The sequence below is a fragment of the ANME-2 cluster archaeon genome (genome assembly GCA_014237145.1).
In the GTDB taxonomy this organism is placed as follows: Archaea; Halobacteriota; Methanosarcinia; order Methanosarcinales; family Methanocomedenaceae; genus Methanocomedens_A.
In genome coordinates, this window is record JAAXOC010000011.1 from 1 (window position 1) to 23,977 (window position 23,977).

Here is a 23,977-nt window from a genome sequence, read left to right on the forward strand (position 1 = left end):
CTCCTCACCACATCCCGATCAAACACTCGCCTCCCATCTACCATTCTCGACGTGCGCCTTCTCTCCTTTACCTTCCGCAGATCACGCTCCCTAAACTCCCTGTGTGCAGTCATCATCACCAGTGCATCCGCACCCTCAAGAGCCTTATAAACATCCTTCTCCACTTTCCCATACCTGTCCAGATACCCATCCTCAATATAAGGATCAACTATCCACACACAAGCCCCCTTCTTCCCCAATTCCTCAACAAAAACCTCAACAGGACTCTCCCTCGCATCGCCCACATTCTCCTTATACGAAAATCCCAGCACAACAACCTTCGGATTCTTCACAGCCCTCTCGCATTCATTCAGCGCATCCACCAGCAACTCAAACACATGCAGCGGCATATAATCATTAACAGCCCTGCCCGCTGTAATAACCTTCGAATGATACCCCAGCTCCTCAGCCTTCTTCTCCAGGTAATAAGGGTCAACAGGCAAACAGTGCTCGCCCACACCCGCACCCGGGTAATACTGGATCATGGGTTTATCATGGACTGTGAGGGGGTGTTTGTCGGTGACTTTGGTTAGGAGGTAGAGGCGTGAGCCTATGTCGTCTTTGAGGGTTATGCCTTTCATAGTTGTATTGGTCCTGATAAACATAGAAATAAAGTGTTGATTTTGATTGTAAGTTAGTTTAGTATAGGTAATAAATATTGTATTAGTTACTTAACGGTTATTATTTGATTTTTTCTAACATTCTTTGTTTTGGGGAGCGTGTTAGGCGCAGGCGGTGGCTGTAGAAATATATAATTGAAGTAATATTGTGCCACACGGAATGCAAGTTTAATGTAACAATGTCTTTGCGCACTAAGCAGCTGCCATTGAGGTACTTTCCTTAACTATCACATGGGCTTCGTATCCAAGGCGGAATAAGAACTGCTCACAATCTTCCCACGTCATTCCAAACGCCTTCACATCTGCAACACCAAGCCTGCTGACAATATCACGAAGAGTCTCATAATCCTGAGGTTCGTAATCGGCTTCCATCATCATTGATTCAGCCCAATCTACCAGTTCTGTCAATGAAATCTGATGCTGCAAATACGCGATGATTTATCCAGCTATATCTTTACGAGTGATTATCATAACTTTCATCTCTAATTTTTCTGTGCCCTGCGTCTTCAGGATATTTTTGATGTATTTCAATAAGTATACCATTGCTATTATAGATTTCCTGATGGAATTTTAAGGTTTTTTCCATTGAATCAAAGGTTTCACACTTTATGCCGTATTTCCTTGCTCTTTGGCATGTACATCGTCCGAACTCGATGATCTTACTCTTCTCTTCAGAGATCGTAAGGCCGAATTCACCCATTCGCTGCCTCAGCGCAATTCCAAATGCTCTGGCTTCTTCCTCTTTTTCGAAACAGACGACGAAATCATCTGCATATCGAACTAGCTGGGCATAACCAGTTAGCTGTGGAATCACCTCAGTCTCAAACCATAAGTCCAGCGCATAGTGGAGATATACATTAACAAATAATGAATCCATCTCCTGCAATGGGACTATGTCAAACGAAAGCCGCTTACGGAAAATCCGTACTAGCGGTTTGATGTGGAGGGGGCGCCGCAAGGCCTCTTCTTTACTCTACCACATCGGCTAACCGGCGCATCCTGATTCTTCAATTATACAAGCCCAAATCTATTTCATTAATTTTTGGATAATAGTATCAAATTTTTGTGATCTATAATATACTAATTTCTTTTTCCCAGAGGTAGTTTTTTCCAATAGCCCCAATTTTTCTAAATAAATAATATCTTTTCTAGCTGTTTCATAAGCAGTATTGAACCTATTTTGTATCTCTTTTATTGTAAATGAAAACTTAGGGTCATCAAAAATAAATTTTAAAATATATATTTGTCTATCATTTATGTCTTTTATTATCCTGAAATCATATAGATCCCGTTTTTCCTGAATTTTCTCATTTATATACTTTTTAAGATTGTGAAAGGCTAAGTCTGTTGTTTTTAGCTGATAATTTATAAAATAAGTTAAATCATTTTCATCGAGTTCAGTGTATAAATATGCTTTTGCATATTGTGTGCGTGATTTAATAATAATTCTTGAAATAGACATATACTCTATTAACCAGTAATCTCTTGAAAGCAAATACCAATAAAAAATTGCTCTTGCTGTTCTTCCATTTCCATCTACAAAAGGATGGATATACCCAATTAGAAAATGCAATATAATGGCTCTGATCATTGGATGAATAAATCTGGTCTCATCACTTTCATTTGCAAAATTACAAAAATCGTCAATTAATTGTTCTATTTTTTTATAGTCAGGGGGATGGTAAACAACATTCCCTGTTAAATCCACTACAGATATGTCATTTGCAGCTCTATATTTACCTTCGTTACTTGGATCTTCCAAAGTGTTTTTGGTAATTGAAGTATGAATTTCAAGTATTAGTTCAGAAGTAAGTTCTTTATTTGTTAATGGTTTTATTTTTTTAATTGTATTATAATTGTTGAGAATCATTTGTTCAGACCTGTTTTTTGGTTTTCCCCCCTTTCTCAACATCGATTTGGCATGTTCTCTGGTAGTAACAGCTCCTTCTATTTGACTTGAAGCAATTGCCTCTTCCATAATTGAATTAATTAAATATTGTTTTTTATCTTCCTGTGGTATAATATTTCCTTCAAGATTTCCCACTAAATTAAGATCAAATTCGTGAATTTTTTGGTTGATATAAGGAGTTAAATTATACTTAAACTCAAATCCTTCGAGGTCACTTAATTTTATTATTTCAGGATGGGAGTCTCTTTGTGTTTTGGTGATTTTCCATAATATTTCAGGACTGATCTGTAGGGAAATTTTCTTATGTTTTAATTCTGACCAATATAAATATCTATTATAAATATCTAAAAATGATTGTCTAAATGATTCGTTGCTTAAATATTTATAAATTTCATCAATTTCGTTTGCTTTAATTTCTGATGATGGAGGTTTTTCTGGAATTTTCATAATAACCATTAATTACTATTTTTGACAATATTAGTAATTAATAGTAATTAAAGTTTTTCGACAAAGGTTTAGGATTAACATATCTTAATATTTTATGCGCCCTCAAGATGCCCCCGACATTCTGTCCAGCGTCGTGACGGCGTGCCTTGAAGCATAAAAGAGAAAGATAAATAAACAGGACATTGGAGGTAAAAAAAATCATGTCCCACTACGGGTTAAAATCCCCCCCTCCGGGTCTGCTCCCGGATGAAGAGAACGGGAAGTGCGGCATCATGAGGTGCTGTGCGGAGTTCCCTAGTGTCGGCAACCACAACCCAAAGCGCAAGCGAACGCAAGGTGGCCTTGGTGATTGGCGACAGTCCCAGTCACAGTGGAAGCCTGAGCAAAATATAATCGCTGGGGTGGTTATCGTTGGGATGGTTGCGAAAATCCTGCGGATTTTCTAAGCCTCCACACCTTCGGAGTGTCGGTTGCGAATGCTCTTTTTTGTGACCGGGGGAGACAAATTTAGCGTTTACATCAGCTTTACACCCGAATAAAAAAAAAGATGTTGAGGTGGCAAATTTACCACAACAACATAATGAAAATATTAAAAAATATTTTTTTTACATATTCTCCATCATTTCCAGTGCTTCTTCAAGTGGTAATGCAGGAGTTATATGGGGCATGCCAAATTCACAGAATGGATGTGTTATCTTTAGAATTGCTTCCTCATTTGGGGCATCAAATATTGCCACTGAGATATGCCTACCTATCATGAGATACCTGTTTATCACTTTTACCTCTTCAGGATATTTGAATTTTTTCCAAACTTCTATAACTTTTGGCGTATTCTCCGGAGCCCACTCGAACCATAGTATATACAGCATACTTTCACCTCCAATATTAAACTACAATAATGAGATATAAAAATGTTGGTATCATTCTACTCCAGTATAAGAAAATTAAATTTACTTCGAAAATCCCGTTCTTAATTTGGTTTATTGCCTTAGCGTCACGATAAGTTAATCATGGAATGTAATACTTGGACAGCTTCCACAAACTAAAACATCATCTATATCCAAAATATAGCCACCTTGTTATTAATTGTAATAGCCGTATTGGATTTTGGTGGAAAACACATTTTTCAAGTATAGGAGGATAAAAAAAACGTGTTACGAATTTGTTTTTGATGGAATAATACGGCTAATACAATAATATATTACACACTCAATAATAATAAAGTTTGTGACCATACGAACAAACTAATCCCAGAACCTCTTTGTCCTGACATAATTCCTTTCAGCCTCCAGAATATCCCGGTAGAACCCATCCTCATCCTTTCGCATCTTCCTTATTACCCTGGATGCAGTCTCAGGTCCCAGCCCCCTGCTCCCCAGGGCAATGACCGCAGTCCTGCCGTGGGACAGTACCAGACTAGCGTTCCTGTAAACCCGGCGTGTCCGTTTCAGGTCATCAGCAGTCTTCTCCTTAATCTTCGCCACCTTGATCTCCTCTTCCTCCCAGGGTTTCAAGGCAGCGATCATCCTGCTCTCACACAAAGGGCATTTCGGTATTTCCTGCACACGGGATACCCTGGTTCTTGACACCCACTTCTTACAGGTTACACAGAACAGGATCACCCTGTCGTTCATTATCCTCTGCTTCAGTGCCTCGATGATAGAAGCATCCGCCCTTGCTGGGGACACAAGGTCCCTGCCGCCCGTAAAACCGGACATGCCAATGGGACTTACCTTACCTGCCGCCAGTATGACCTCACCTGCAGCAATTCGCCCGATTATATCAACAGTCCTTCCAATGTCCAGCTTGTCCTGGAATATCTCCCTCACAGCCTCGTCATACATAGGCGTACCTTCGTATACATCAAGTAACCTCTGCAGGCTTATCCGCTCATAATCGGCATCCGTGTTTATGGCACCGAACTTTTTGGCTACCTGTATCATCTTCCACTTGAAAAAAGTAGTGTGCTTTAAAGACATCTCGATAATAGGTTCTACGTGAGCAGGGTCCAGGTCCATTATAAGCCTGACTACATCTGCTGCCCCTATCCTTTGGGGCAGGTCAAGTTTGATCCTGTAAGGGTCTATCTCCATTGCAACACTGGTGCCCAGCCTGGCAGAAAGCAGGGCACTAAGTACTCCGCCAATAGTATTATTGACCTTATGACCCCCGCAGATATTGATTATTACAGACCCTTTTGCATCTTCCACTGTAATTGTATCCTGCGTAGGCATTGCAAACCCTTCATCCATCTGTTTGCGCATGATATCCACCACACTCATAGTTGTGGCCCTGTCGGCAGGGAACTGTTCCATCAGGTTCCTGGCGATCTCATCATCGGTCAGTCCCGCCCCTATCTTACTGCCTATTTTCGCCCTGATACTGCAAACCTCATCAGCCACTCCAAAGGGCACAGGGATCTCCTCGCCCACCCATGAAGGTATCTCACCGCCAGGGTCGCGTACCGGCTCCACCTTGATGCGCTGTCTCTCATGCAAAATCTCCATCACCCGCCACATTTCACCCCTGGCAATGAACACCGCACCGGGTTTTATGAAATTGACAATAAATATCTCATCCAGTGCACCCACAGGCCTGCCGCTGACAATATCCAGTACATCATATTTCTTTTCATCAGGTATCATGGAGAGGTTGGCATAATAGTACTGCCAGCTTTTTCGCCTCCGCCCTACACGACCGTCTTCTTCATGCCACACCAGCCGGTTGTCCCCCACCTGCTGTAAAACCGCATCTACCTGTTCCAGGGTGATATGATGGTAAGGATATGCCCTTGTCACAATGTCGTGTATACGCTCACTGTCCAGTTCCCCGAAGTCCAATACCATACCTGCTATCTGGTTTGCCAGCGTATCGGTCGAACCCTCGTGGATAAGCGTCTCCTCAATCATTCCTGAGTGCGCCCTGTGAATGATGGCCCATGACTCGACCACATCGTCTGGAAACGTGGTAACAATGGTCCCTTTTGAGGTCTCATGTATGCGGTGTCCTGCCCTGCCCACCCTCTGGATAAGCCTGGACACTTCCCTGGGTGACATGTACTGGACCACATGGTCCACGTCCCCGATATCTATACCAAGCTCCATTGAACTGGTGCAAATAAGTCCCTTCAGGTCGCCGGACTTGAACATATCCTCCATCTCGATCCTGGTTTCCTTGGACAGGGAGCCATGATGCACACCAATTGACCTTTCCAGCATCCTGAACCTGGAACCCAGGGCTTCGGCAGCTTCCCTGGTATTTACGAAAATTAGGGTGGAAATATGTGATTCCACGATGTCCCCTATCACTCTCAGGTGCGATGCCATTTCAGGTGTACACATCAGGCTGCGTGCACTTGTCCGGTCAGCAGCTGTGACCTGTGGGGTCACAACATTGAATTCCAGGTCCTTGTAGATGGAGACCTCCACTATACCTACCTCCCGGTTCGAACCTGCCAGGAAGCGGGCTACTGTCACGGGACTGCCCACTGTTGCAGACAGCCCTATCCTCTGGAACTCACCTGACACTTCAACCAGCCGTTCAAGTGCGATGGATAGCTGGGCACCCCGCTTGCTGGCTGCCAGTTCGTGTACTTCATCCACTACAACATACCGTACCGATCCCAGGTTCTTGCGTAACCGGCTGCCTGTTAGCATGATCTGCAGGGTTTCGGGCGTGGTGATAAGTACATCGGGGGGGTGTTTGCTCTGCTTCTGCCGCTGGTATTTGGAAGTATCCCCATGCCGCACCTGGACATCTATATCAAGCTGGGCACCCATTACCGCAAGCCTGGCCAGCATATCCCGGTTCAGTGCCCGAAGCGGTGTTATGTATAGTGCCGATATTCCTTTACGTTCCTCTTCATTCCTGTTGAGGATGTGGTGGAACACAGGAAGTATGGCACTCTCGGTCTTGCCGCTACCTGTAGGTGCAATAAGCAGCAGGTTATCACCCTTTAGAAGTTTTGGTATAGTGCGTACCTGTGGTTCGGTTGGCCGGGCGAACCCCATTGATGAAACGACAACTTGGAGGCGAGGGTGAAGTTTGTTGAAAATATCTGGCATAATTGCGGAAATAACTGTTTCGTTTCTGCATCGACATTAAACTTTCTGCTTACTGATCGATGTTTAACCCTCTTTCATCAGGTCATCAAGTTTTCTGGCAAGCAAATCCTCGCTTTTACCCGGATTAACTTGAGTATACAAAGTCATATTTTAAATGTATGAAAAAAAAGGTGGACAGACTTTTGAGTTATGTTTGTGTGGGAATAGGAAGATAAGTGCTGTCCAATTACTAACATATACATTATACTATATAAAGATTTCTCATTGGCATTATCATCATCATCATGTTAATATATCCGTATTCTGCCCATTGGATCGTGCAGTGAAAAACAATCATATATAGTCAGCCCTTAAAGATAAGGTCATGTTACGATTCGGGACGGCCGGCACACCCATAAGTGCCTCAAAGAGGGATACACGGTCTGGAGTGAAACGGGTAAGGGAGATTGGTCTGGACTGCATGGAAGTTGAGTTTGTCAGGGGAGTGAAGATGGGAGTTGAAACCGCCGGAAAGGTGGGGCAGGCCGCCATTGAAATGGATGTGGCACTAAGCGTCCATGCACCGTATTACATCAACCTCAATTCCAGGGAAACTGAGAAGGTTGATGCCAGCCGGAAACGTATCCTGGACTCAGCCCGCATAGGTAATATATTCGGAGCCAGGGGTGTAGTGTTCCATCCGGCATTTTATCATGATGACTCTTCTGACACGGTTTATGGTATAGTGAAGACACACCTGCTTGAAATGGCTGCCCAGCTGGAAGATGAGGGAATTGACATACTGTTGCGTCCTGAGACCACGGGGAAAGGCTCCCAGTTTGGTACACTGACAGAGCTACTTGAGATGAGTGCCGAACTGGAAGGTGTGATGCCATGCCTGGATTTCTCGCACATGCATGCAAGAGGGGGGGCACTGAACTCGCACGAGGAGTTCTGCCAGATACTTAATATGGTGGAGGGTTACCTGGGCCGGGAAGGCCTTGATAATATGCATATCCATGTATCAGGTATTGAATACGGACCCAAAGGGGAGAAGAAACACCTTGTGCTGGAGGAGTCGGATATGGACTATCACGGACTGGTCAGGGCCTGGAAGGAATATGACATTAAGGGTACTGTGATCTGTGAGAGCCCCAACCTGGAGGAGGATGCGCTACTGCTGCAGAAAGTGTACAGGGAATTGTAGAACATACAGGTAGTAATTGCTATACCTGAAAGACTAAACTCTAAGCCTGTATCTTCACCAGAGTTACCTTTATTTCAGCTTATTGTTCCTTTTCTGCATCAATCTTTGCTATAAGCTCATTGAGGTCCTTAAGTATTGCATCCAGGTCTATGCCGTGCATCATGACACCTTCGGCCAGACTCTCATATGAAGATGCATGACAACCTATACAACCAAGCCCGTACTGGAAAAAAACACTCAGGGTCTGTGGATATTTTGATACGATATCCTGGATATTCATATCGCCTGTGATAGTATTATTATCTGACATTGTTATTTACACCTTTTTTATCTGATATTCCTCAATGTTACATAAAATTGATTGAAAAACACCTGATTTTCAGAAAATCTTAAGGATTCTCCTGTTATCTATCCAGATGCCCAAAAATAAAAGCCTTTATATTGCATTCACAATAGGAAGTTAAGTGTATGAACAACACCCATATCAACATAGCAGTCCTGGTATCTGGCAGAGGTTCAAATCTACAGGCCATCATTGATAATATTGAAAATGGTACTATACCCAACGCATCTGTTTCTTTGGTCATCAGTGATATAAAAGATGCCTATGCAATGGAGCGGGCGAAAAACCATGGTATCGATTCTATTTTTGTAGACCCGGCCAGTTATCCTGATAAGGAAGGATTCGAAAGTAAGATACTGCATTTCCTTAAAGAATATAACATCGGGCTGGTCCTGCTTGCAGGTTATATGCGCGTAGTAGGCCCTACCTTATTGGATCCATTCAATGGCAGGATGATCAATATCCATCCTGCACTGCTGCCTTCCTTCCCTGGACTACACGCCCAGCAGCAAGCATTTGAGCACGGGGTGAAAGTGAGCGGCTGCACAGTCCATTTCGTTGATGAAGGTGTGGACACAGGCCCTATCATCATACAAAAATGTGTCCTTGTACTTGAAGATGACACCCAAGATATACTTGCGTCCAGGATACTGGAACAGGAACATAAGATATTCCCAGAAGCAGTAAGATTATTTGCCAGTGGAAAGCTTACTATTGAAGGACATATGGTCAGGATCGTTGAATAAATTTAATCATAACACACATCACAATAATCCCAGTCAGGAGAATAACATAACATGTCATATATTTCAGAAGTGGATCCTACGATTGCAGAAGCTATGAAAAATGAATCCGAGCGGCAGGAATACAAGCTCAACCTGATAGCATCAGAGAATTATACAAGCCGGGCAGTTATGGAAGCCCAGGGTAGTATAATGACAAATAAATATGCTGAAGGCTATTCTGGTAAGCGGTACTACGGCGGATGCGAGTTCGTGGACGTGGCAGAAGACCTGGCAATAGAACGGGCAGCGGACCTGTTCGGTGCCGAGCATGTGAACGTCCAGCCCCATTCGGGTTCCGGTGCCAATATGGCTGTGTATTTTGCAGTGTTAAATCCCGGCGACACCATCCTGAGTATGGACCTGTCCCACGGCGGTCACCTGTCCCACGGTAGTCCTGTGAACTTTTGCGGCAAGCTGTATAATATAGTGCCCTATGGTGTGAGCCGGGAGACCATGACAATTAATTACGATGAACTGATGCAAATGGCAAAGGAACACAAACCGAAGATGATAGTGGCAGGTGCCAGCGCATATCCCAGGGAACTGGACTTTACTGCATTTAAGGATATAGCAGATGAGGTGGGTGCCTACCTGCTGGCAGACATTGCTCATATTGCAGGCCTGATAGTGGCAGGCGTACACCAGAGCCCCATCCCACATGCTGATTTCGTGACCACGACCACACATAAGACCCTGCGCGGTCCCAGGGGCGGCATGATAATGTGCAAAGAAGAATATGGAAAGGACATTAACAGGAGCGTATTTCCCGGAATCCAGGGCGGCCCGCTCATGCACATAATTGCGGCCAAGGCTGTGGCATTTAAAGAGGCCCAGACCCGGGAGTTCAGGGACTATCAGGTGCAGATAGTGGCAAATGCAAAAAAAATGGCTGCAGACCTGATGAAAATGGGACACGATATTGTCTCCAACGGTACAGATACCCATTTAATGCTGGTTGACCTGACCAAACCTGGTATTACAGGCAAGGAAGCAGAAGCAGCCCTTAGCAAGGCCGGTATCATAGCTAATAAGAATACCATACCCTTTGAGACCCGCAGTCCATTTATAACCAGTGGTATCAGGCTGGGTACGCCTGCAATCACCACAAGGGGAATGAAGGAACCCCAGATACAGATCATTTCAGAGAACATCGATAAAGTGTTGAAACATATAGATGATGAGAACACATTCACTACAGTAAAGCAGAATATGAAGAAGTTGTGCAGGCAATTTCCCATCTATACATGAGGTATATGGTGGTATGAGGTAAGAATGGAATCCGGTAATAAGCTAATAGACGGACGTGTCCTGGCAAAGAAAATAGAGCAGGAGGTTGCTTTAAGAGTAGCAGAACTAAAAAGCTCAAAAGGCATCACTCCGTGCCTGGCCACCATACTGGTGGGCGACGATGAGGGCTCAAAAATGTATGTGAGGTTAAAGCATAAGGCATGTGAAAGGGCGGGTGTACATGCAGAAGACCATACCCTGCCCGCCGATGCCGGCCAGGAAGAATTGACAGCATTGATACACTCCCTGAATAATAGGGATGATATCCATGCCATACTGGTCCAGCTCCCACTGCCGCCCCACCTGGATGCACAGGCAGCCATGGAGGCTATTGCACCTGAAAAGGATGCAGATGGTTTCAATCCGGTGAACATGGGACAGTTGCTTATAGGCAACGAAGGCTTGGTCCCATGCACCCCAAAAGGTATCATCCGTGCCATGGAAGAATACGGGGTTGAAGTGGAAGGCAAAAATGCGGTCATTGTCGGGCATAGTAATGTTGTAGGAAAACCTATGGCAGCCATGCTATTAAATCGCAATGCCACGGTATCGGTCTGCCACGTGTATACCGATGACCTGAAAAGGTACACTACGCAGGCAGATATCCTGGTCTCTGCCACCGGGGTAGCCCATCTTATCAAGGCTGATATGGTGAAAAAGGGGGCAGTAGTGTTTGATGTGGGTATAAGCCAGAAGGACGGCAAAGTAGTGGGAGATGTGGATTTCGAGGCTGTGCTGCCAGAGGTATCACTGATCACTCCGGTCCCTGGTGGTGTGGGTCCCATGACAATTTCTATCCTGCTGCAACATACACTGGAATCTGCCCACCGGATATCAGGATAAGTAAATATACTACTCCGCATGAATAATTTGGAACTATAGATGACAGCCACAGAGAACACAGAGGGAGGATTTAAGGCTGTGGAAAGGGCATCTCTGTGAGCCTCTGTGTTCTCTGTGGCAGAAAGTTACAAAAAACAGACACGCTTTAGTATAATAATCAAGGTAGTTGTATGGTAGTTGACACCGAAATTGCTGGTATTGCAGTGGGAGATGCACATCCGGTGCGCATCATGGGCGCAATAAACCTGAGTCGTGAATCCTTTTACAAAGGATCAGTGACCGAACCAGGAAATGTGGTTCCGGCAGCAGAGCAGATGGTGGCAGAAGGTGCCGACTTCATTGATGTGGGTGCGCGCTCCACCTGGCCCCTGGCTGATAAGATCACAAAAGAAGAGGAACGCAAACGGCTTATCCCGGCACTGGAACAGCTCACTGGTAACGTGGACGTGCCCATTTCAGTGGATACCCAGTACGCTGACCTGGCCCGCGATGCACTTGAGATGGGAGCACGTATTATTAATGATGTGAGCGGCCTGACCGCCGATCCTGGTATGGCAGAGGTTGTCCATGAATATGGCTGTCCTGTTGTGGTCATGGCTTCAGAGAGAGTGCCCGGTGACGTGATAGGTATGGATGCTGTGATGCACTCACTGGATAAGATAATCAAAAAAGCTGAAAATGCAGGTATAGCACCTGAGCAGATCATCATCGACCCGGCTTTAGGGAAATGGGTGCCGGAAAAAGTACCGATGTATGATTTCGAGACAATTGACCAGATGGAACGCCTGAAGGTATTTGGCAAACCTGTGCTGGCAGCCATCTCAAGAAAGTCGTTCATAGGCGAGGTGCTGGATAAGCCGCCCGCTGATAGACTTATGGGTTCCATTGCAGCCACTGCTATTACTGTATATAAGGGTGCACATATTATCAGGACCCATGATGTGGCAGGTACTGTTGATGCCATCCGGGTGGCAGAGGCTATAAAGGGACGCAATATCACAGCCGGAAAACCAGATCACTCCATTGAAGTACTGGATATTATCAGTGCAACGGATGCACCAGGATATTTTAACAGGATCGGCACCACAGGTACAGGCGGCAGAGTGATGAAGGATAAGACTGTGTACAGGGTGCTTAAAATTAACAATGTCACTACTACGGAAGCCCTGATAATCAAGCAGGAAGCCCTCTCCCGTGGGTGCGATGCTGCCCTGCCAAGAGATGCCGTATCACATGAAACAGATAGTGTTGACCTTATCCTTATGGGGACTGAACTTCAGTTGAAACTCTTATCTGCAAAATTGGAATGCCAGGCCAGGGACCTGCCTGTGATAGCCGGACTGGTCCAAACCGCCCTGCAGCGGTTCAAGGACATCATTTATAGGTACGGATAAATGGGGTAAATAATATGATTATAACACGACCAAAACCCATTGAAGAAATACTCAGTATGGTGGAGATGTTTCCTGATCTAAGTATCTGCGTGGTTGGCTGCGGTATATGCGCCCGCAAGATACAGACCGGGGGTGAAGCGCAGGTCAGCATGATGGCAGCACAATTGCAACGCAGCGGCCTGGATGTGCTGGACGGCAAAATTGTAAAACATGCTTGCAGCACCAAGTCCTGGGACAGCTTTGTCGAGGAAAATCCGGCATTGGATAAGGCTGGCATACTGGTGGTAATGAGCTGCGGTGCAGGTGTATCACTACTGGGGCGTATCTCTGGCAAACCCGTACTCTCCGGACTGGATACTACATCCCTTGGAAGTTCATTAAAGGATGAGACTTTAGAGAATTTTTGCGCTATGTGTGGGGATTGTAATGTGGGGTTATATGCCGGATTGTGCCCCAAATCGGGCTGCCCGAAATCCCAGGTGAACGGACCCTGCGGCGGCTCTATTGATGGAGACTGCGAGGTAGGGGAGCGTGAATGCATCTGGGCGAAGATATACGAGATACTGGAAAGCAGGGATCTGCTGCAGTTAATGGATGGCATAAGACCGCCCGTGAACCATGACAGGAGGCTGTAAGATGGGATTTGCTGATGTACTGGAATCAGGGAAATTCATAGTTACTGCCGAGGTAAGTCCGCCCAAAGGTACTGACATTTCAGGTGCCCTGGCCGGGGCCGGACTACTGCAGGGACTGGTGGATGCCGTGAATGTCACAGATAACCAGCGATCAATGATGCGCATGTCACCAATAGTGCTCTGCCACAAACTTGGGGAGCTGGGTTTTGAGACCATAATGCACATGACGTGCCGGGACCGTAACAGGCTGGCACTCCAGTCCGACCTGCTGGCGGCCCATGCGCTTGGGGTACACAATATACTGGCCATGTCAGGTGATTACCCGACCATGGGTGACCAGCCTTCAACAAAACCTGTGTTTGACCTGGATTCTGTGCAGTTGTTACAGCTTATTGAAAAAATGAACAAAGGGTTCGATTTCCAGGACAAGCCCATTGACAGTCCCACATCCCTGTATACCGGTGCAGTGGCAAATCCGGGTGCCAGGCCGCTTGGGCCGCAATTGCTCAAGCTTAACAAGAAGGTATCGGCCAAAGTAAGGTTCATCCAGACCCAGGCAGTATTCGATGCGTCGGTGTTCAATGAGTTCGCAGATGCTGCCAGACATACAGGAATACCGGTAATTGCCGGTATCATACCTTTACGGTCCGTACAAAGTGCCAGGTTCATGAACGAGATGATACCAGGTGTAAATATACCAGATGAAGCAATCAGTAGAATGGAAGCAGCGGAAGATCCTGCATTAGAAGGAATTCGAATCGCGGCAAAGACTATAGCTGATATCAGGACCAATTGCCAGGGGATACATATCATGCCGATCGGCGGACATGGTAACACCAGGCGGCTGCTTGAAATGTGCGGCCTGGATTGAACTTCTGTTTTTAAGAAAATGGAATACTGCACCGCTAAGGACACTGAATAAGGAAGAGCGATTACTCGCTCTTCCTCATCTTAGAACGGTACACTTCTGTGCCTCCTGAAGCCAAAAGAGCGGGAATCTGCTGTTGTTTCTGCAATTGGTTGCTAGAGTAAAGAAGAGGCCTTACGGCCTCACCCTCGCGTTCGCTTGCGCTAAGGGCTGTGGTTGCCGATACTAGGGAACTCCGAACAGAACCTCACGATGCTGCACTTCCCGTTCTCTTCATCCGGGAGCAGACCCGTATGGCGGGATTTTTAACCCTTGTGTTGACATACTTCTTTTTTCTCCAATGTCCTGGTTGTTTGTCATTCTCTTTTATGCTTCAAGGCACGCCAGTCAACGACCCCGGAATGGAATTGCGAGGCATCAAGCCTGCACATATCTAAAATATCTCGATTGGCAGCCGGTTTCCCTCTTGAAAATGTAAAGATGTAAAGCGCCTTGTAGTTTTGTCTCTCAGATTCCCTTATGAGCCGCGCCATCCTACGAAAAATGACATCAGTTATTATATATAAGATGCAAATCAATTTTAGATTAATTATGAAAAAACAGCGCACTCCAAAGAAACACTCTAAACCTATAGTGGTAAAATCTGAGGTCACTGAGATAGATTCAGAACTCAAAGCTATAAATCGTATCCTTGATAAAAGATATGAAGTGTTGGTAGAGTTGAGCTAGTTCATTTTGATATGCGCTTTAATAAATTCTAAACATAGTGAAAATACTTCGTTATCGCCTTCTTTTAGAACACTTATAGGTCTTTCTTCATAAGTTCCGTATGAATGTAATCTTTTATTATAAAGCTCTTTTCGGAAATTATAAGCTTCGACTGCTTCATAATCGAAATTGTATCCGTTCTTTTCTAAGAATCTTTCAGTAGCTGTTATTGCAGTTCTATGATTTGCATCTGGGAACGCTTGTAATATAATTATATTTTTTAAATAATAAGCTGATATTTCGATGACAGTTCTTTTTTTTGGTGCATATTCAATAAGCTTCTCAAGATGAAGCACTTTAATAGGATACTCTTTACTGCCTGTATATTCAATTAGGGGATCTTTTAATGAACGTATTTTAATCTGCTCATTAATATCAAGCAGATTTTTTAATAGAAGCAAGTTAATTGACATGATCAGATAATTTTTTCTGTTGAGATTATTGAATATATATGATATATATTCTTCTGGATATTATTTTTGATAAATACTTTTAAACGTACCTCATCATATAAAAGAATAAATTACGTTAAATTTCAATAATAATATCGATGCACAATAACTATCCCCGTACTAATAGTGCGAGGTCTTCCTATAATTAAATTAAACGATTTGTCGCTTTGAATCCTGTTTAATAGTAGGATCAGAGAACGTGTAAAACATGAAATTATTTTTGTTCCCTTTAATACAGTTAATCCCTTAACACTCATCCACTCATACCCCCACCATCCTCCAAGTTAAACACCGTCATTATTGAGTGTGGGATTGTTATAATGAAACTAATAAGTATAAGAGAGTAGTAGAGTCCGAAAACTTAAAAGGGTCTAAAATTAATAAAATTATGAAAAAACCTATCTAAAATGAAAAGTTAAATTAACAAAATGACTATCTGAACTTTCTTTATTCAAATATAACTAATAACCTGTCGTTTTATCTAATTTATTTTCAAGTAAGCCCTAAATGAGACAATTGTAAGTGAGACTAATGGAAAAAGGCAAAACACAAGTAGAACTGGCAAAAAATGGCGTTATTACCAGACAGATGAAAGATGTGTCGTCCTGTGAAGGTATTGACCCTAAAGTGATCCGGGGTCGGCTGGCAGAAGGCAGTCTGGTAATAATGACCCGGGGCCTGGTCTCAGTAGCAATAGGCAAGGGGGCCACCACCAAGGTAAATGTGAACATCGGAAATTCCAGTGCAATGATCGACCCGAAAGAAGAACTTGAAAAGGCCATGGTGGCAGAAAGATACAAAGCTGATACCCTGACCGACCTGTCAATGGGCGGGAACATACCCGCAATCAGGCGTTCCATCTACAGGCATACCACCCTGCCTATAACCACAGTACCCATATACCAGTCAGTGGCCCGGCAGGGTATCTACTCTATGACTGAAGACCACCTGCTAAATAATATCCAGCAGCATGTCGATGAAGGTGTCAGCTCTATGGTCCTGCACTGTATTGAGCGTAACTGTATTGAGAAATTAAAAGGTCATCCCCGCATTATGGGCATGGTATCGAAGGGCGGCTCTTTTACCAGCATATACATGCTTACCAATGAATGCGACAATCCTTTCATAGATAATTTTGATCATATCCTGGAAACTTTAAAGGAGAATGATGTGATACTATCCCTGGGCAATACCATGCGCAGCGGCTGCATCAATGATACACCCGATTCTCCACAGCAACAGGAGATGATGACAAACATGAGACTGGCCAGGCAGGCAAACCAGGCCGGGGTCCAGGTAATTGTGGAAGGTATGGGTGGGCATGTGCGTGCATCAGAGGTGGCCGGATACGTCAGATACCACAAAGATGCAGGGGATTTCCCGTTGTTCGTGGCCGGACCGCTGCCTACTGATGTAGCTGTTGGCTATGACCACATTGCAGGGGCAGTGGGTGCATCCATGGCTGCGGGTGCGGGTGCGGATTACCTGTGCTATATCACACCCTCTGAACATCTGAGGCTGCCTACGGTGGATGATGTGAAGGAAGGGTTGGTGGCATTTCGCATTGCCGCACATATTGGTGATTCCATCAAGTTCGATGCCAGACTACAGGACAGGGAACTGGCAAAACATAGGGCGGTCATGGACTGGGACGGACAGATGCAGTATGCGATCGAGCCTGAAAAGGCATCAGGCATGTGTCCTGAAAAGGGACCGTGTACTATGTGCGGGGATTTCTGCGCCCTTACAATTATGCATGATTTTCTTGATGGGAATAATAGGAATAATAGGAATAATAGTAACTAAAATGGATTGTCATGCCAGATAAACTTGAATTATTCGGAATAAAGACGCCGCTGATCGGGCCGGGTGATGATATGGGCAGCGTGCTCATAAGCTCTATCAGGGAAAGCGGTATGACCATCATGGACGACGATATTGTGGTGCTGGCCGAATCGGCTGTGGCCACTGCCGAAGGCAGGCTGGTTGACCTGAATGATGTTGAGGTAGGGAAAAAAGCCAGTGAACTGGGATTAAAGTATGCTGTTGACCCCAGGGAGATGGAGTTGATACTTGGGGAGTGCGATGAGGTCATCGGAGGCGTACCTGGCGCAGTACTTACCATTACCAAGGGTAACCTGTCGCCTAATGCCGGAATAGATGGTTCAAACGCACCGCCTGACTGTGTGGTGCTACTGCCTGAGGACCCGGCATCAAGTGCCAAGCGTATCAAAAAACAGCTTGAAGCAGCCTTTAGCTGCCGCCTGGGTGTCGTTGTTGGTGACAGCCGTACGCAGCCTATGCGGCTCGGGTGTGTGGGGATAGCACTGGGTTGTTCGGGCCTGCGTCCTGTGGAGGATGCACGGGGGTCAAAGGACCTGTTCGGGAAGGAACTTACTATTACCAGCAAGGCCACGGCTGACAACCTGGTATCTGCGGCGCAGCTTATCATGGGTGAGGCTGGTGAGGGGATCCCTGCAGTGGTTGTGAGGGGACTGGATGGTATTGAGGACGGAAATTGCGAGATACCTATTTTTTCAAAGGATGAGTGTATGTATTACAGCAATATTGCACATTAATGATTTTTATATAGTATGGGAGCAGCTCCACAATTGTGTTTAACCTCAAAATTATCTCTTCTTTTTGAATTTAAACCCTTATTTACACTTTCTTTTCGTCCGATTTTAAATTGTTGGACAGCTTCAATAATCTTGAAAATCGCTATACAGGCCACGTTACATCTTGTCCGGGGTATACTGGTGACTGCAGGGTGGGAGATTTATGCTCCCCAATCTAAATGGGAACGCAAGTATTTTATTCTAAATTCAATAATTTATCAACAACTTTCTCTTTAAGACATTCTTTCGTACTAATCATTGTTAAAGGAATAGCAATCAATTTTCCATCAATTATTTTACCTTTATATTCTGTTTTTACGGGGATTATTTCGCCAGTCAGGGATTTTAATTTATCTGTATTGCCCTCCCAAAGTCTATATAGATCCCATCTATCATACGGCTGGTCAGAAATATTTACATTACCATATACAAAGCTTATAGGAAACTCATTGTTTTCCACATCAAAGAAAACTAAGATTCCTTTCTTGTAATTATCCTCCTCATCATTTGTGAAATTCCGATATAGATAATATGTTAACCAATAATCAGGACTATCAAGTGATTTACTTAAGCCATCTGTCAATGCACTGCCCATAAATATCCAATCTTCTTTATCCATCAATTCTTGAATATCTTCTAACATCTGTGCTACTTCCCGATAAAACGTCTTAATGTATTGGAAAGCATTTATAAGATTATTTTCTTTATCACTCATTTATATTAACTCCCATATATGATTGTTTCATTTACTCCAATATTAAAATCCTGCTTTAAAAACGAGAAGCCCTTGAACTCCTTATAATCAATAAAATAAAAGTGGTCTGGAGAAAAATTAAAATCTTTTGATTGAAAAGTAAAATTAGTAAATTCAACAAAATTTTTATATTTCAAATATTCAATTAAATCTTTAACTATCAAATCCTCATGTCTGTTCAGAACCCCATTGTAATTTTCAAGAGATTTCGTTATTTCAAACCATCTTAATTGAAATAATTTTTCTTCAGAGTCGTCAAGTTCTTTCTGCTTTATATAATATAATGAATCTTCCAATTCTTTCCTTGAAGGGTATTTAGTTAAATATACAACACCTAAAAAGCTAGATTTTTCTTTTGATGAGATAGATAAAGCTTCAAAGTACCTTTTTAGTTGATCATTATCCCCATCACCACTTTTAGAGCTATAATATTTAATTTCTATACAAAGAATCAATTCATGACCCACTTTATTACGAAATTTGATTATTAAATCTGGTTCACCATAACCCTTAATATTCTCCCAAAATATAAATTCAGGAATATAACTCTTCAAGTCAAATTCAATTTTTTTTCCAGAAAGTGTTTTAGCATGATCTAATATGTTTAGTAAAATATCATTTGGAAGATATTTTAGTAAGCCGAAAATATTTGAGGTTAAGACATCCTCACTATTTTTAATCTCGGATAATTTACCATGCAGTTCAGCTTGAATCACCTTTTTATTTATAATGGGAGTGCCTTAAATATTTTACTAATTAAAAACCCGATTCCCACGTAAAGGATGCACGAAATAAAAAGTAAGTCCAACCGCAAAGGATGCCCACGAATTCTATTCGGGGGTGGCGCGGTTGGGGCTCAGAGCTAGCACCTATGCATCATTGAGAATAACATCTAAACACTATATTTACCCATATTCTAAAATAGTTTCAATTTTTATTAATGTTTCTGAAAATCGTCTTTCCTTTATTTCAAGATTATTTTTAGTAACATCCAATGCACCTTTTAATTGAATTTGTTCATAGTAATTGGCGTTGTTATATATCTTAACCAATTGATTATAGTATTCCCATTCATTTTTATAATCAGCATATTGATAAGTATAATCTTCATATAAATCTACAAATTCTCTGTAATTTTTAGGATTACTAAAATAATATCCTTCATAATATTTGTCATTATCTTCTTTATAAACAACAAAACCACCTGTTGTTTCAACGGCTAACCATTCATTTGGTAAAACTTCTACCAATAACCATACGTGATTACAATCATCCAGTGTCAATGGTCCAAAATGGTCTACGTTTCCAAGTACAAGTTTTGAATTAATTCCTTTTGCTTTGAAGATGTTCCAAACATCTTGTGCCATGTTATCACAGTCAAATATGTTATCGCTCATGTAGACATGGTTTTGACGATAATCATCTAAAATTTCTTCAATTGTTATAATTTTTGTCTGTGTTTCGGTTAAAGTGGGTCTTGCTGTTGGTGTACTTGTTGGTGCTTCATAAGATTCGGGTGGAGTTGATTGAATGGTCTTGGATTCATTATACTCCACACACCCTATACACGAAATCGAAATTATAAATAAAATTATAACAATATTTTTTATATTCATAATTCATACCTTATTTTCATGCATCATCATAGTCATGTTCCCTGCTTCCAGCAGGGACGTTGGGCTGGCGCACGTGACTTATTTATGGTTTTTAGTTCATTTTGATTATCATAACGAAAATATCTATGTGATAAAAGCCATGTCATTCTAATACCTCGTTTCATTATTATATTTATTTAGTAATTTATGTATTAATATATATAATTTTTCTAGATAGTCTTAAATCGATTTTATTGAGATTGTCGGAAAAGCCTAATTTTCGAATATTTTAGCTTTACTGTCTAAACTTGACCGGGCGCAGCATAGTGATTTAGTTTTAACAATATTTCTGGAAGTTTCAATTTAGGCGCTTTTTAGGTACTTTTCCGACAATCTCTTTATTATATTTCTTCATAAACTTGGGCGGCACTGTTCCATATGAGATAGTACTTTGTTATCCATTTGAGTAATTCAATTGCGCCTGAATTATGATAGAGATCAAACAATTCCCCCCCCTAATGAACGATAATTTCATCACCCCAGCGCAGGATATAACATATCATGAAACAAGAAAGAAAATTCCAGGTAGGCGTCATCGGGGCAGGCACATGCACCCCGGAGGAAGCACAAGCCGCATACATAGTCGGCCAGGAGATCGCCAGGCGGGGTGCGGTACTGGTATGCGGGGGCCTGGGCGGCGTCATGGAAGCTGCCTGCCAGGGCTCAAAGGATGCGGGCGGGACAACAGTTGGGATAGTGCCCACATCCCGCAAAGAAGATGCCAACCCTTACGTGGACATAGTAATAGTAACAAACATGGGCCATGCCAGGAACGCCATCGTAGTCAGCTCATCAGACATCCTGGTAGCAGTGGCAGGACAATACGGTACCCTGTGCGAGATCGCCCTGGGCCTGAAAATGGGAAAAACCGTAGTGTCACTTGCAGGCGGATGGGATATTGAAGGTGTAGTGACTGCAAAGAGCCCAGAGCTTGCCGTGGATACAGCCTTTAAGATTCTTCTTCAATAACGGCATATATCCACTCGTTCAGCGGGTAGCAGGTTTCAGGGACACAATCCAGGTTACAACCAGTACAGGGGCTGAACTTACCCTTAGCAAGAAGTTTAGTATGTTTTTCACCGGGACCGGAAAATGTTAGGGGATACAACCTGAAAGTGTTCCTGCCCTTGGCCAGTTCAGGCTCCCTGCGTATCAGGTGTTTTTTCATCAGTTTACTAACAAGCCTTGAACACTTCTTGCTGTCTATCCCAAGGCTTTTCCTGACATCACTCTGCAGGATGCCTTCCCTGTTGGATTTTATCAGTTCGATCATTTCTTCTTCTGACATGAAAGTACAGCACACCACCTTTTTATGTTCAACATTGACCAAAAACCCTAATTCTCAATCGGATTGATGATAATAATATTGTTACCCCGCAATACCACAGATCCCAGGGAAGTAGATCTTTCACCGTTAACGATCTCAACCGTACTTGTTAAGTGCATATTTAGATATTCATCGGCGCTTTCTAAAGTGCCTTCCAGGATGTGCTTGCCCCCTTTCATTTCAACCTGGATTTTCTGACCTATTAAAGATTGTACTTTCTTAGTTGGAAACAAAATCAAATCCTCGTTTTATTTTGTAAGCTACCTATTTGTGGGTTTCATACTTCAATTTTTGCATTTACATTATAGGGCACTTACATTATAAGGCATTTACATAGTGTGGCACTTACCCATTGGTCATCGGTTAAGGAGTTTGACAGAGTCGGTATGTATTATTTTCCAAAAGACCAATGATTTCATACGATTCTCAAATTTAATTTAAATCGAACACGGATGACACGGATTTGACGGATTTTCACAGATTTATTTATTATCCGTGCACATCCGTGTCATCCGCTCAATCTGTGTTCCATTACAATATTACTCTTAACCGATGACACATGGGCATTTACATTATAGAATGTCAATTCCTGAGAGCACTGCACTTCGACGGGCCGTAAACTGTATAGAGGGCAGTAATTCCTCACCGTGTTCCTTCACATGTGTTTTATAATCCTCAATTGCTTTATCAATATCCGGGGAGGCAGTTACTTTTTTTCCTGAATAGTTGTCCGTACCGCGTTTGAGCCATTTCAAATGTGTACGTACCCAGTTATCCGGAACTGGTATATTCCGGCTCACCAGCTCCATAGTTATCTCTTCAAACCCTGCTCCTTCCAGCCACCTGGATATCTCATCAAATTGGTGTAAATATAACATACCCAGCTTCTCAAGAATCCCAAGCAGTATCAAATGTGATGACTGGGCCTTATTGGTGGGTTTCAGCGACCAGACCATTGATGCAAACCTGCCGTTCTCTTTCAATATGCGATTTGCCTCTTTAAGTAGTCCGGGGACTTCGCCTGGCTGGATGTAGTTCACGGCATGGTATGAGAAGATAATATCAAAGCAATTGCCCTTGAAGGGCTGATGGTTGTAGTTTGTGACGACGGGGGCCACTTTATTGGATATGCTGCGTATGCCCCGGGCCTGCCCGGCATCTGGAACAGCAGCAGCTACGACTGATTCCACACTTTTTGCAACCTGGCTTGCCGTAATATGGTCCGGGCCTATGTTTAACACTTTCATATCAGGACCCAGACCAGTGCGTGTTACAAATGCATCCCGGTCATATACTGCATATGGCATCAATTGAAGCTAATAGCAAACAATATGTTTTAATCTTGCGTTTTGGTGATTTTTCAAATTAATCGTGAAAATTAATTAGAAAACTTTAAGGTGGATTGATAGGAAGTCACATTCCTACAAAACCCTTTTTGTACTGGTCAGTACAAGGATTGAAAAGAATGTGGAAGATACGCGTAGACCACATCAACTATCAATTACATTGGAGGATGGGAATAAATGCACAAAGAGGAACTAATCCAGCTTCACACTCTAATGACGCAGATGAAAAAGTACTTTGAAGAAAATGGATCGGACAATGGTTTTAGTATTTATGATAACTTGGGTATAAGTCCGGTTCATGTTCATAGGAGTAAAGCTGAGCATAAACATGCCATTTTTGTTTTGGGTAGCGAAATTGCAAGTGTGATTTCAGATGACGAATTTTCAGGTACTGGAAGGACGTCTGCACGAATGAACCAGCTTGCAGAAAAGGCGCAAAGTGAGGTAAACCTGTAAAGTAGATAACCAATTAATAAATATTTATTGTAAGTTTATATATAACATTTATTCTGTATTTATATATTATTGCCATTTTACAGGAACAATATTTTAGTTATTTACTGGAAAAAGGTTCTACTTTATAGTTGTCCTTTTTTCTTTTTTTTTCTTAAATCATCCGGGAATTGTTCGAAAATTA

General features: G+C 42.9%; 26 protein-coding genes and 1 pseudogene. 12 read left to right on the top strand and 15 right to left on the bottom strand.

What is annotated here, in order from left to right; genetic code table 11:
- From HF974_02075 to HF974_02100, 6 genes and pseudogenes are all read right to left on the bottom strand, one after another.
- Window positions 1–644, bottom strand: a 644-nt coding sequence (locus tag HF974_02075; protein ID MBC2697128.1) for a hypothetical protein, incomplete at its 3' end; no start/stop codon positions are given.
- A gap of 207 nt (window positions 645–851) precedes the next feature.
- Window positions 852–1,130: pseudogene (locus HF974_02080) on the bottom strand (hypothetical protein).
- Window positions 1,114–1,536: a hypothetical protein gene (locus tag HF974_02085; protein MBC2697129.1), complete on the bottom strand. Its 423-nt coding sequence runs from the start codon at window positions 1,534–1,536 to the stop codon at window positions 1,114–1,116. Before HF974_02085 ends, HF974_02080 begins: the two are co-directional and overlap by 17 nt.
- 150 nt (window positions 1,537–1,686) lie before the next feature.
- Entirely contained in the window at window positions 1,687–3,015 is a 1,329-nt protein-coding gene (locus tag HF974_02090; protein MBC2697130.1) for a DeoR family transcriptional regulator, read from the bottom strand.
- Between the two features lie 605 nt (window positions 3,016–3,620).
- Window positions 3,621–3,884, bottom strand: coding sequence for a DUF3303 family protein (locus tag HF974_02095; GenBank protein ID MBC2697131.1), 264 nt, complete (start codon window positions 3,882–3,884; stop codon window positions 3,621–3,623).
- A gap of 375 nt (window positions 3,885–4,259) precedes the next feature.
- Window positions 4,260–7,079, bottom strand: coding sequence for a DEAD/DEAH box helicase (locus HF974_02100; protein ID MBC2697132.1), 2,820 nt, complete (start codon window positions 7,077–7,079; stop codon window positions 4,260–4,262).
- A gap of 364 nt (window positions 7,080–7,443) precedes the next feature.
- Between HF974_02100 and HF974_02105 the strand changes: the two genes are divergently transcribed.
- Entirely contained in the window at window positions 7,444–8,265 is an 822-nt protein-coding gene (locus HF974_02105; GenBank protein ID MBC2697133.1) for a TIM barrel protein, read from the top strand.
- Between the two features lie 79 nt (window positions 8,266–8,344).
- Here the strand turns inward: HF974_02105 and HF974_02110 are convergent, their stop codons facing one another.
- Entirely contained in the window at window positions 8,345–8,575 is a 231-nt protein-coding gene (locus HF974_02110) for a DUF1858 domain-containing protein (GenBank protein ID MBC2697134.1), read from the bottom strand.
- 158 nt (window positions 8,576–8,733) lie between these two features.
- On the opposite strand from HF974_02110, the gene HF974_02115 reads away from it, so the two are divergent.
- From HF974_02115 to HF974_02140, 6 genes are all read left to right on the top strand, one after another.
- Window positions 8,734–9,354: a phosphoribosylglycinamide formyltransferase gene (locus HF974_02115; protein MBC2697135.1), complete on the top strand. Its 621-nt coding sequence runs from the start codon at window positions 8,734–8,736 to the stop codon at window positions 9,352–9,354.
- Window positions 9,355–9,405: 51 nt separating this feature from the next.
- On the top strand, window positions 9,406–10,641 hold the full coding sequence (locus HF974_02120) for a serine hydroxymethyltransferase (GenBank protein MBC2697136.1): 1,236 nt from the start codon (window positions 9,406–9,408) through the stop codon (window positions 10,639–10,641).
- Window positions 10,642–10,665: 24 nt separating this feature from the next.
- Window positions 10,666–11,523 (top strand): bifunctional methylenetetrahydrofolate dehydrogenase/methenyltetrahydrofolate cyclohydrolase, encoded by an 858-nt coding sequence (locus HF974_02125; GenBank protein ID MBC2697137.1) that lies wholly within the window; start codon window positions 10,666–10,668, stop codon window positions 11,521–11,523.
- A 170-nt stretch (window positions 11,524–11,693) separates the two neighbouring features.
- Entirely contained in the window at window positions 11,694–12,917 is a 1,224-nt protein-coding gene (folP, locus tag HF974_02130; GenBank protein ID MBC2697138.1) for a dihydropteroate synthase, read from the top strand.
- A gap of 14 nt (window positions 12,918–12,931) precedes the next feature.
- Window positions 12,932–13,552, top strand: a complete 621-nt coding sequence (locus HF974_02135) for a hypothetical protein (GenBank protein ID MBC2697139.1) — start codon at window positions 12,932–12,934, stop codon at window positions 13,550–13,552.
- A 1-nt stretch (window position 13,553) separates the two neighbouring features.
- On the top strand, window positions 13,554–14,423 hold the full coding sequence (locus tag HF974_02140) for a methylenetetrahydrofolate reductase (GenBank protein MBC2697140.1): 870 nt from the start codon (window positions 13,554–13,556) through the stop codon (window positions 14,421–14,423).
- Window positions 14,424–14,776: 353 nt separating this feature from the next.
- Here HF974_02140 and HF974_02145 read toward each other — a convergent pair whose 3' ends face one another.
- A complete protein-coding gene (locus HF974_02145) occupies window positions 14,777–14,953 on the bottom strand; it encodes a hypothetical protein (protein MBC2697141.1) in 177 nt (58 codons plus the stop codon).
- Between the two features lie 58 nt (window positions 14,954–15,011).
- Here HF974_02145 and HF974_02150 point away from each other — a divergent pair, with 58 nt between their 5' ends.
- Window positions 15,012–15,149: a hypothetical protein gene (locus tag HF974_02150; protein MBC2697142.1), complete on the top strand. Its 138-nt coding sequence runs from the start codon at window positions 15,012–15,014 to the stop codon at window positions 15,147–15,149.
- On the opposite strand, the gene HF974_02155 is transcribed toward HF974_02150, so the two are convergent.
- Complete coding sequence (locus HF974_02155; protein MBC2697143.1) at window positions 15,146–15,601, bottom strand: hypothetical protein; 456 nt, start codon at window positions 15,599–15,601, stop codon at window positions 15,146–15,148. The two genes, HF974_02150 and HF974_02155, sit on opposite strands and share 4 nt — an antisense overlap.
- 570 nt (window positions 15,602–16,171) lie before the next feature.
- On the opposite strand from HF974_02155, the gene thiC reads away from it, so the two are divergent.
- Complete coding sequence (gene thiC / locus HF974_02160) at window positions 16,172–17,446, top strand: phosphomethylpyrimidine synthase ThiC (protein ID MBC2697144.1); 1,275 nt, start codon at window positions 16,172–16,174, stop codon at window positions 17,444–17,446.
- An 11-nt stretch (window positions 17,447–17,457) separates the two neighbouring features.
- Window positions 17,458–18,219: a coenzyme F420-0:L-glutamate ligase gene (cofE, locus tag HF974_02165; GenBank protein MBC2697145.1), complete on the top strand. Its 762-nt coding sequence runs from the start codon at window positions 17,458–17,460 to the stop codon at window positions 18,217–18,219.
- Between the two features lie 235 nt (window positions 18,220–18,454).
- Here cofE and HF974_02170 read toward each other — a convergent pair whose 3' ends face one another.
- The 3 genes from HF974_02170 to HF974_02180 form a co-directional block, all read right to left on the bottom strand.
- Complete coding sequence (locus tag HF974_02170) at window positions 18,455–18,973, bottom strand: hypothetical protein (GenBank protein MBC2697146.1); 519 nt, start codon at window positions 18,971–18,973, stop codon at window positions 18,455–18,457.
- 5 nt (window positions 18,974–18,978) lie between these two features.
- Window positions 18,979–19,728 carry a hypothetical protein gene (locus tag HF974_02175; GenBank protein ID MBC2697147.1) on the bottom strand — a complete coding sequence of 250 codons (750 nt, stop codon included), beginning with the start codon at window positions 19,726–19,728 and terminating at the stop codon, window positions 18,979–18,981.
- Between the two features lie 189 nt (window positions 19,729–19,917).
- The gene (locus HF974_02180; protein ID MBC2697148.1) at window positions 19,918–20,568 is read right to left on the bottom strand and encodes a hypothetical protein; all 651 of its coding nucleotides are present in this window, start codon (window positions 20,566–20,568) and stop codon (window positions 19,918–19,920) included.
- Window positions 20,569–21,168: 600 nt separating this feature from the next.
- On the opposite strand from HF974_02180, the gene HF974_02185 reads away from it, so the two are divergent.
- Window positions 21,169–21,636 (top strand): TIGR00725 family protein, encoded by a 468-nt coding sequence (locus tag HF974_02185; protein MBC2697149.1) that lies wholly within the window; start codon window positions 21,169–21,171, stop codon window positions 21,634–21,636.
- On the opposite strand, the gene HF974_02190 is transcribed toward HF974_02185, so the two are convergent.
- The 3 genes from HF974_02190 to HF974_02200 form a co-directional block, all read right to left on the bottom strand.
- Window positions 21,617–21,955, bottom strand: a complete 339-nt coding sequence (locus HF974_02190) for an Lrp/AsnC family transcriptional regulator (GenBank protein MBC2697150.1) — start codon at window positions 21,953–21,955, stop codon at window positions 21,617–21,619. The two genes, HF974_02185 and HF974_02190, sit on opposite strands and share 20 nt — an antisense overlap.
- Before the next feature lie 47 nt (window positions 21,956–22,002).
- On the bottom strand, window positions 22,003–22,227 hold the full coding sequence (locus HF974_02195) for an LSM domain-containing protein (protein MBC2697151.1): 225 nt from the start codon (window positions 22,225–22,227) through the stop codon (window positions 22,003–22,005).
- A 339-nt stretch (window positions 22,228–22,566) separates the two neighbouring features.
- Window positions 22,567–23,301, bottom strand: coding sequence for a class I SAM-dependent methyltransferase (locus HF974_02200; protein ID MBC2697152.1), 735 nt, complete (start codon window positions 23,299–23,301; stop codon window positions 22,567–22,569).
- A gap of 216 nt (window positions 23,302–23,517) precedes the next feature.
- Between HF974_02200 and HF974_02205 the strand changes: the two genes are divergently transcribed.
- Window positions 23,518–23,796: a UPF0058 family protein gene (locus HF974_02205; protein MBC2697153.1), complete on the top strand. Its 279-nt coding sequence runs from the start codon at window positions 23,518–23,520 to the stop codon at window positions 23,794–23,796.
- Window positions 23,797–23,977: the final 181 nt, after the last annotated feature.

What these genes read in the sequence shown, in the direction of transcription:
- thiC (MBC2697144.1), top strand. Translation starts at nt 16,172, where the DNA reads ATGGAAAAAGGCAAAACACAAGTAGAACTGGCAAAAAATGGCGTTATT.
- HF974_02190 (MBC2697150.1), bottom strand. Translation starts at nt 21,955, where the DNA reads ATGTCAGAAGAAGAAATGATCGAACTGATAAAATCCAACAGGGAAGGC.
- HF974_02150 (MBC2697142.1), top strand. Translation starts at nt 15,012, where the DNA reads ATGAAAAAACAGCGCACTCCAAAGAAACACTCTAAACCTATAGTGGTA.
- HF974_02115 (MBC2697135.1), top strand. Translation starts at nt 8,734, where the DNA reads ATGAACAACACCCATATCAACATAGCAGTCCTGGTATCTGGCAGAGGT.
- HF974_02185 (MBC2697149.1), top strand. Translation starts at nt 21,169, where the DNA reads ATGAAACAAGAAAGAAAATTCCAGGTAGGCGTCATCGGGGCAGGCACA.
- HF974_02120 (MBC2697136.1), top strand. Translation starts at nt 9,406, where the DNA reads ATGTCATATATTTCAGAAGTGGATCCTACGATTGCAGAAGCTATGAAA.
- folP (MBC2697138.1), top strand. Translation starts at nt 11,694, where the DNA reads ATGGTAGTTGACACCGAAATTGCTGGTATTGCAGTGGGAGATGCACAT.
- cofE (MBC2697145.1), top strand. Translation starts at nt 17,458, where the DNA reads ATGCCAGATAAACTTGAATTATTCGGAATAAAGACGCCGCTGATCGGG.
- HF974_02170 (MBC2697146.1), bottom strand. Translation starts at nt 18,973, where the DNA reads ATGAGTGATAAAGAAAATAATCTTATAAATGCTTTCCAATACATTAAG.
- HF974_02110 (MBC2697134.1), bottom strand. Translation starts at nt 8,575, where the DNA reads ATGTCAGATAATAATACTATCACAGGCGATATGAATATCCAGGATATC.
- HF974_02085 (MBC2697129.1), bottom strand. Translation starts at nt 1,536, where the DNA reads ATGGATTCATTATTTGTTAATGTATATCTCCACTATGCGCTGGACTTA.
- HF974_02200 (MBC2697152.1), bottom strand. Translation starts at nt 23,301, where the DNA reads ATGCCATATGCAGTATATGACCGGGATGCATTTGTAACACGCACTGGT.
- HF974_02125 (MBC2697137.1), top strand. Translation starts at nt 10,666, where the DNA reads ATGGAATCCGGTAATAAGCTAATAGACGGACGTGTCCTGGCAAAGAAA.
- HF974_02155 (MBC2697143.1), bottom strand. Translation starts at nt 15,601, where the DNA reads ATGTCAATTAACTTGCTTCTATTAAAAAATCTGCTTGATATTAATGAG.
- HF974_02145 (MBC2697141.1), bottom strand. Translation starts at nt 14,953, where the DNA reads ATGGCGCGGCTCATAAGGGAATCTGAGAGACAAAACTACAAGGCGCTT.
- HF974_02135 (MBC2697139.1), top strand. Translation starts at nt 12,932, where the DNA reads ATGATTATAACACGACCAAAACCCATTGAAGAAATACTCAGTATGGTG.
- HF974_02205 (MBC2697153.1), top strand. Translation starts at nt 23,518, where the DNA reads ATGCACAAAGAGGAACTAATCCAGCTTCACACTCTAATGACGCAGATG.
- HF974_02105 (MBC2697133.1), top strand. Translation starts at nt 7,444, where the DNA reads ATGTTACGATTCGGGACGGCCGGCACACCCATAAGTGCCTCAAAGAGG.
- HF974_02140 (MBC2697140.1), top strand. Translation starts at nt 13,554, where the DNA reads ATGGGATTTGCTGATGTACTGGAATCAGGGAAATTCATAGTTACTGCC.
- HF974_02100 (MBC2697132.1), bottom strand. Translation starts at nt 7,079, where the DNA reads ATGCCAGATATTTTCAACAAACTTCACCCTCGCCTCCAAGTTGTCGTT.
- HF974_02090 (MBC2697130.1), bottom strand. Translation starts at nt 3,015, where the DNA reads ATGAAAATTCCAGAAAAACCTCCATCATCAGAAATTAAAGCAAACGAA.
- HF974_02095 (MBC2697131.1), bottom strand. Translation starts at nt 3,884, where the DNA reads ATGCTGTATATACTATGGTTCGAGTGGGCTCCGGAGAATACGCCAAAA.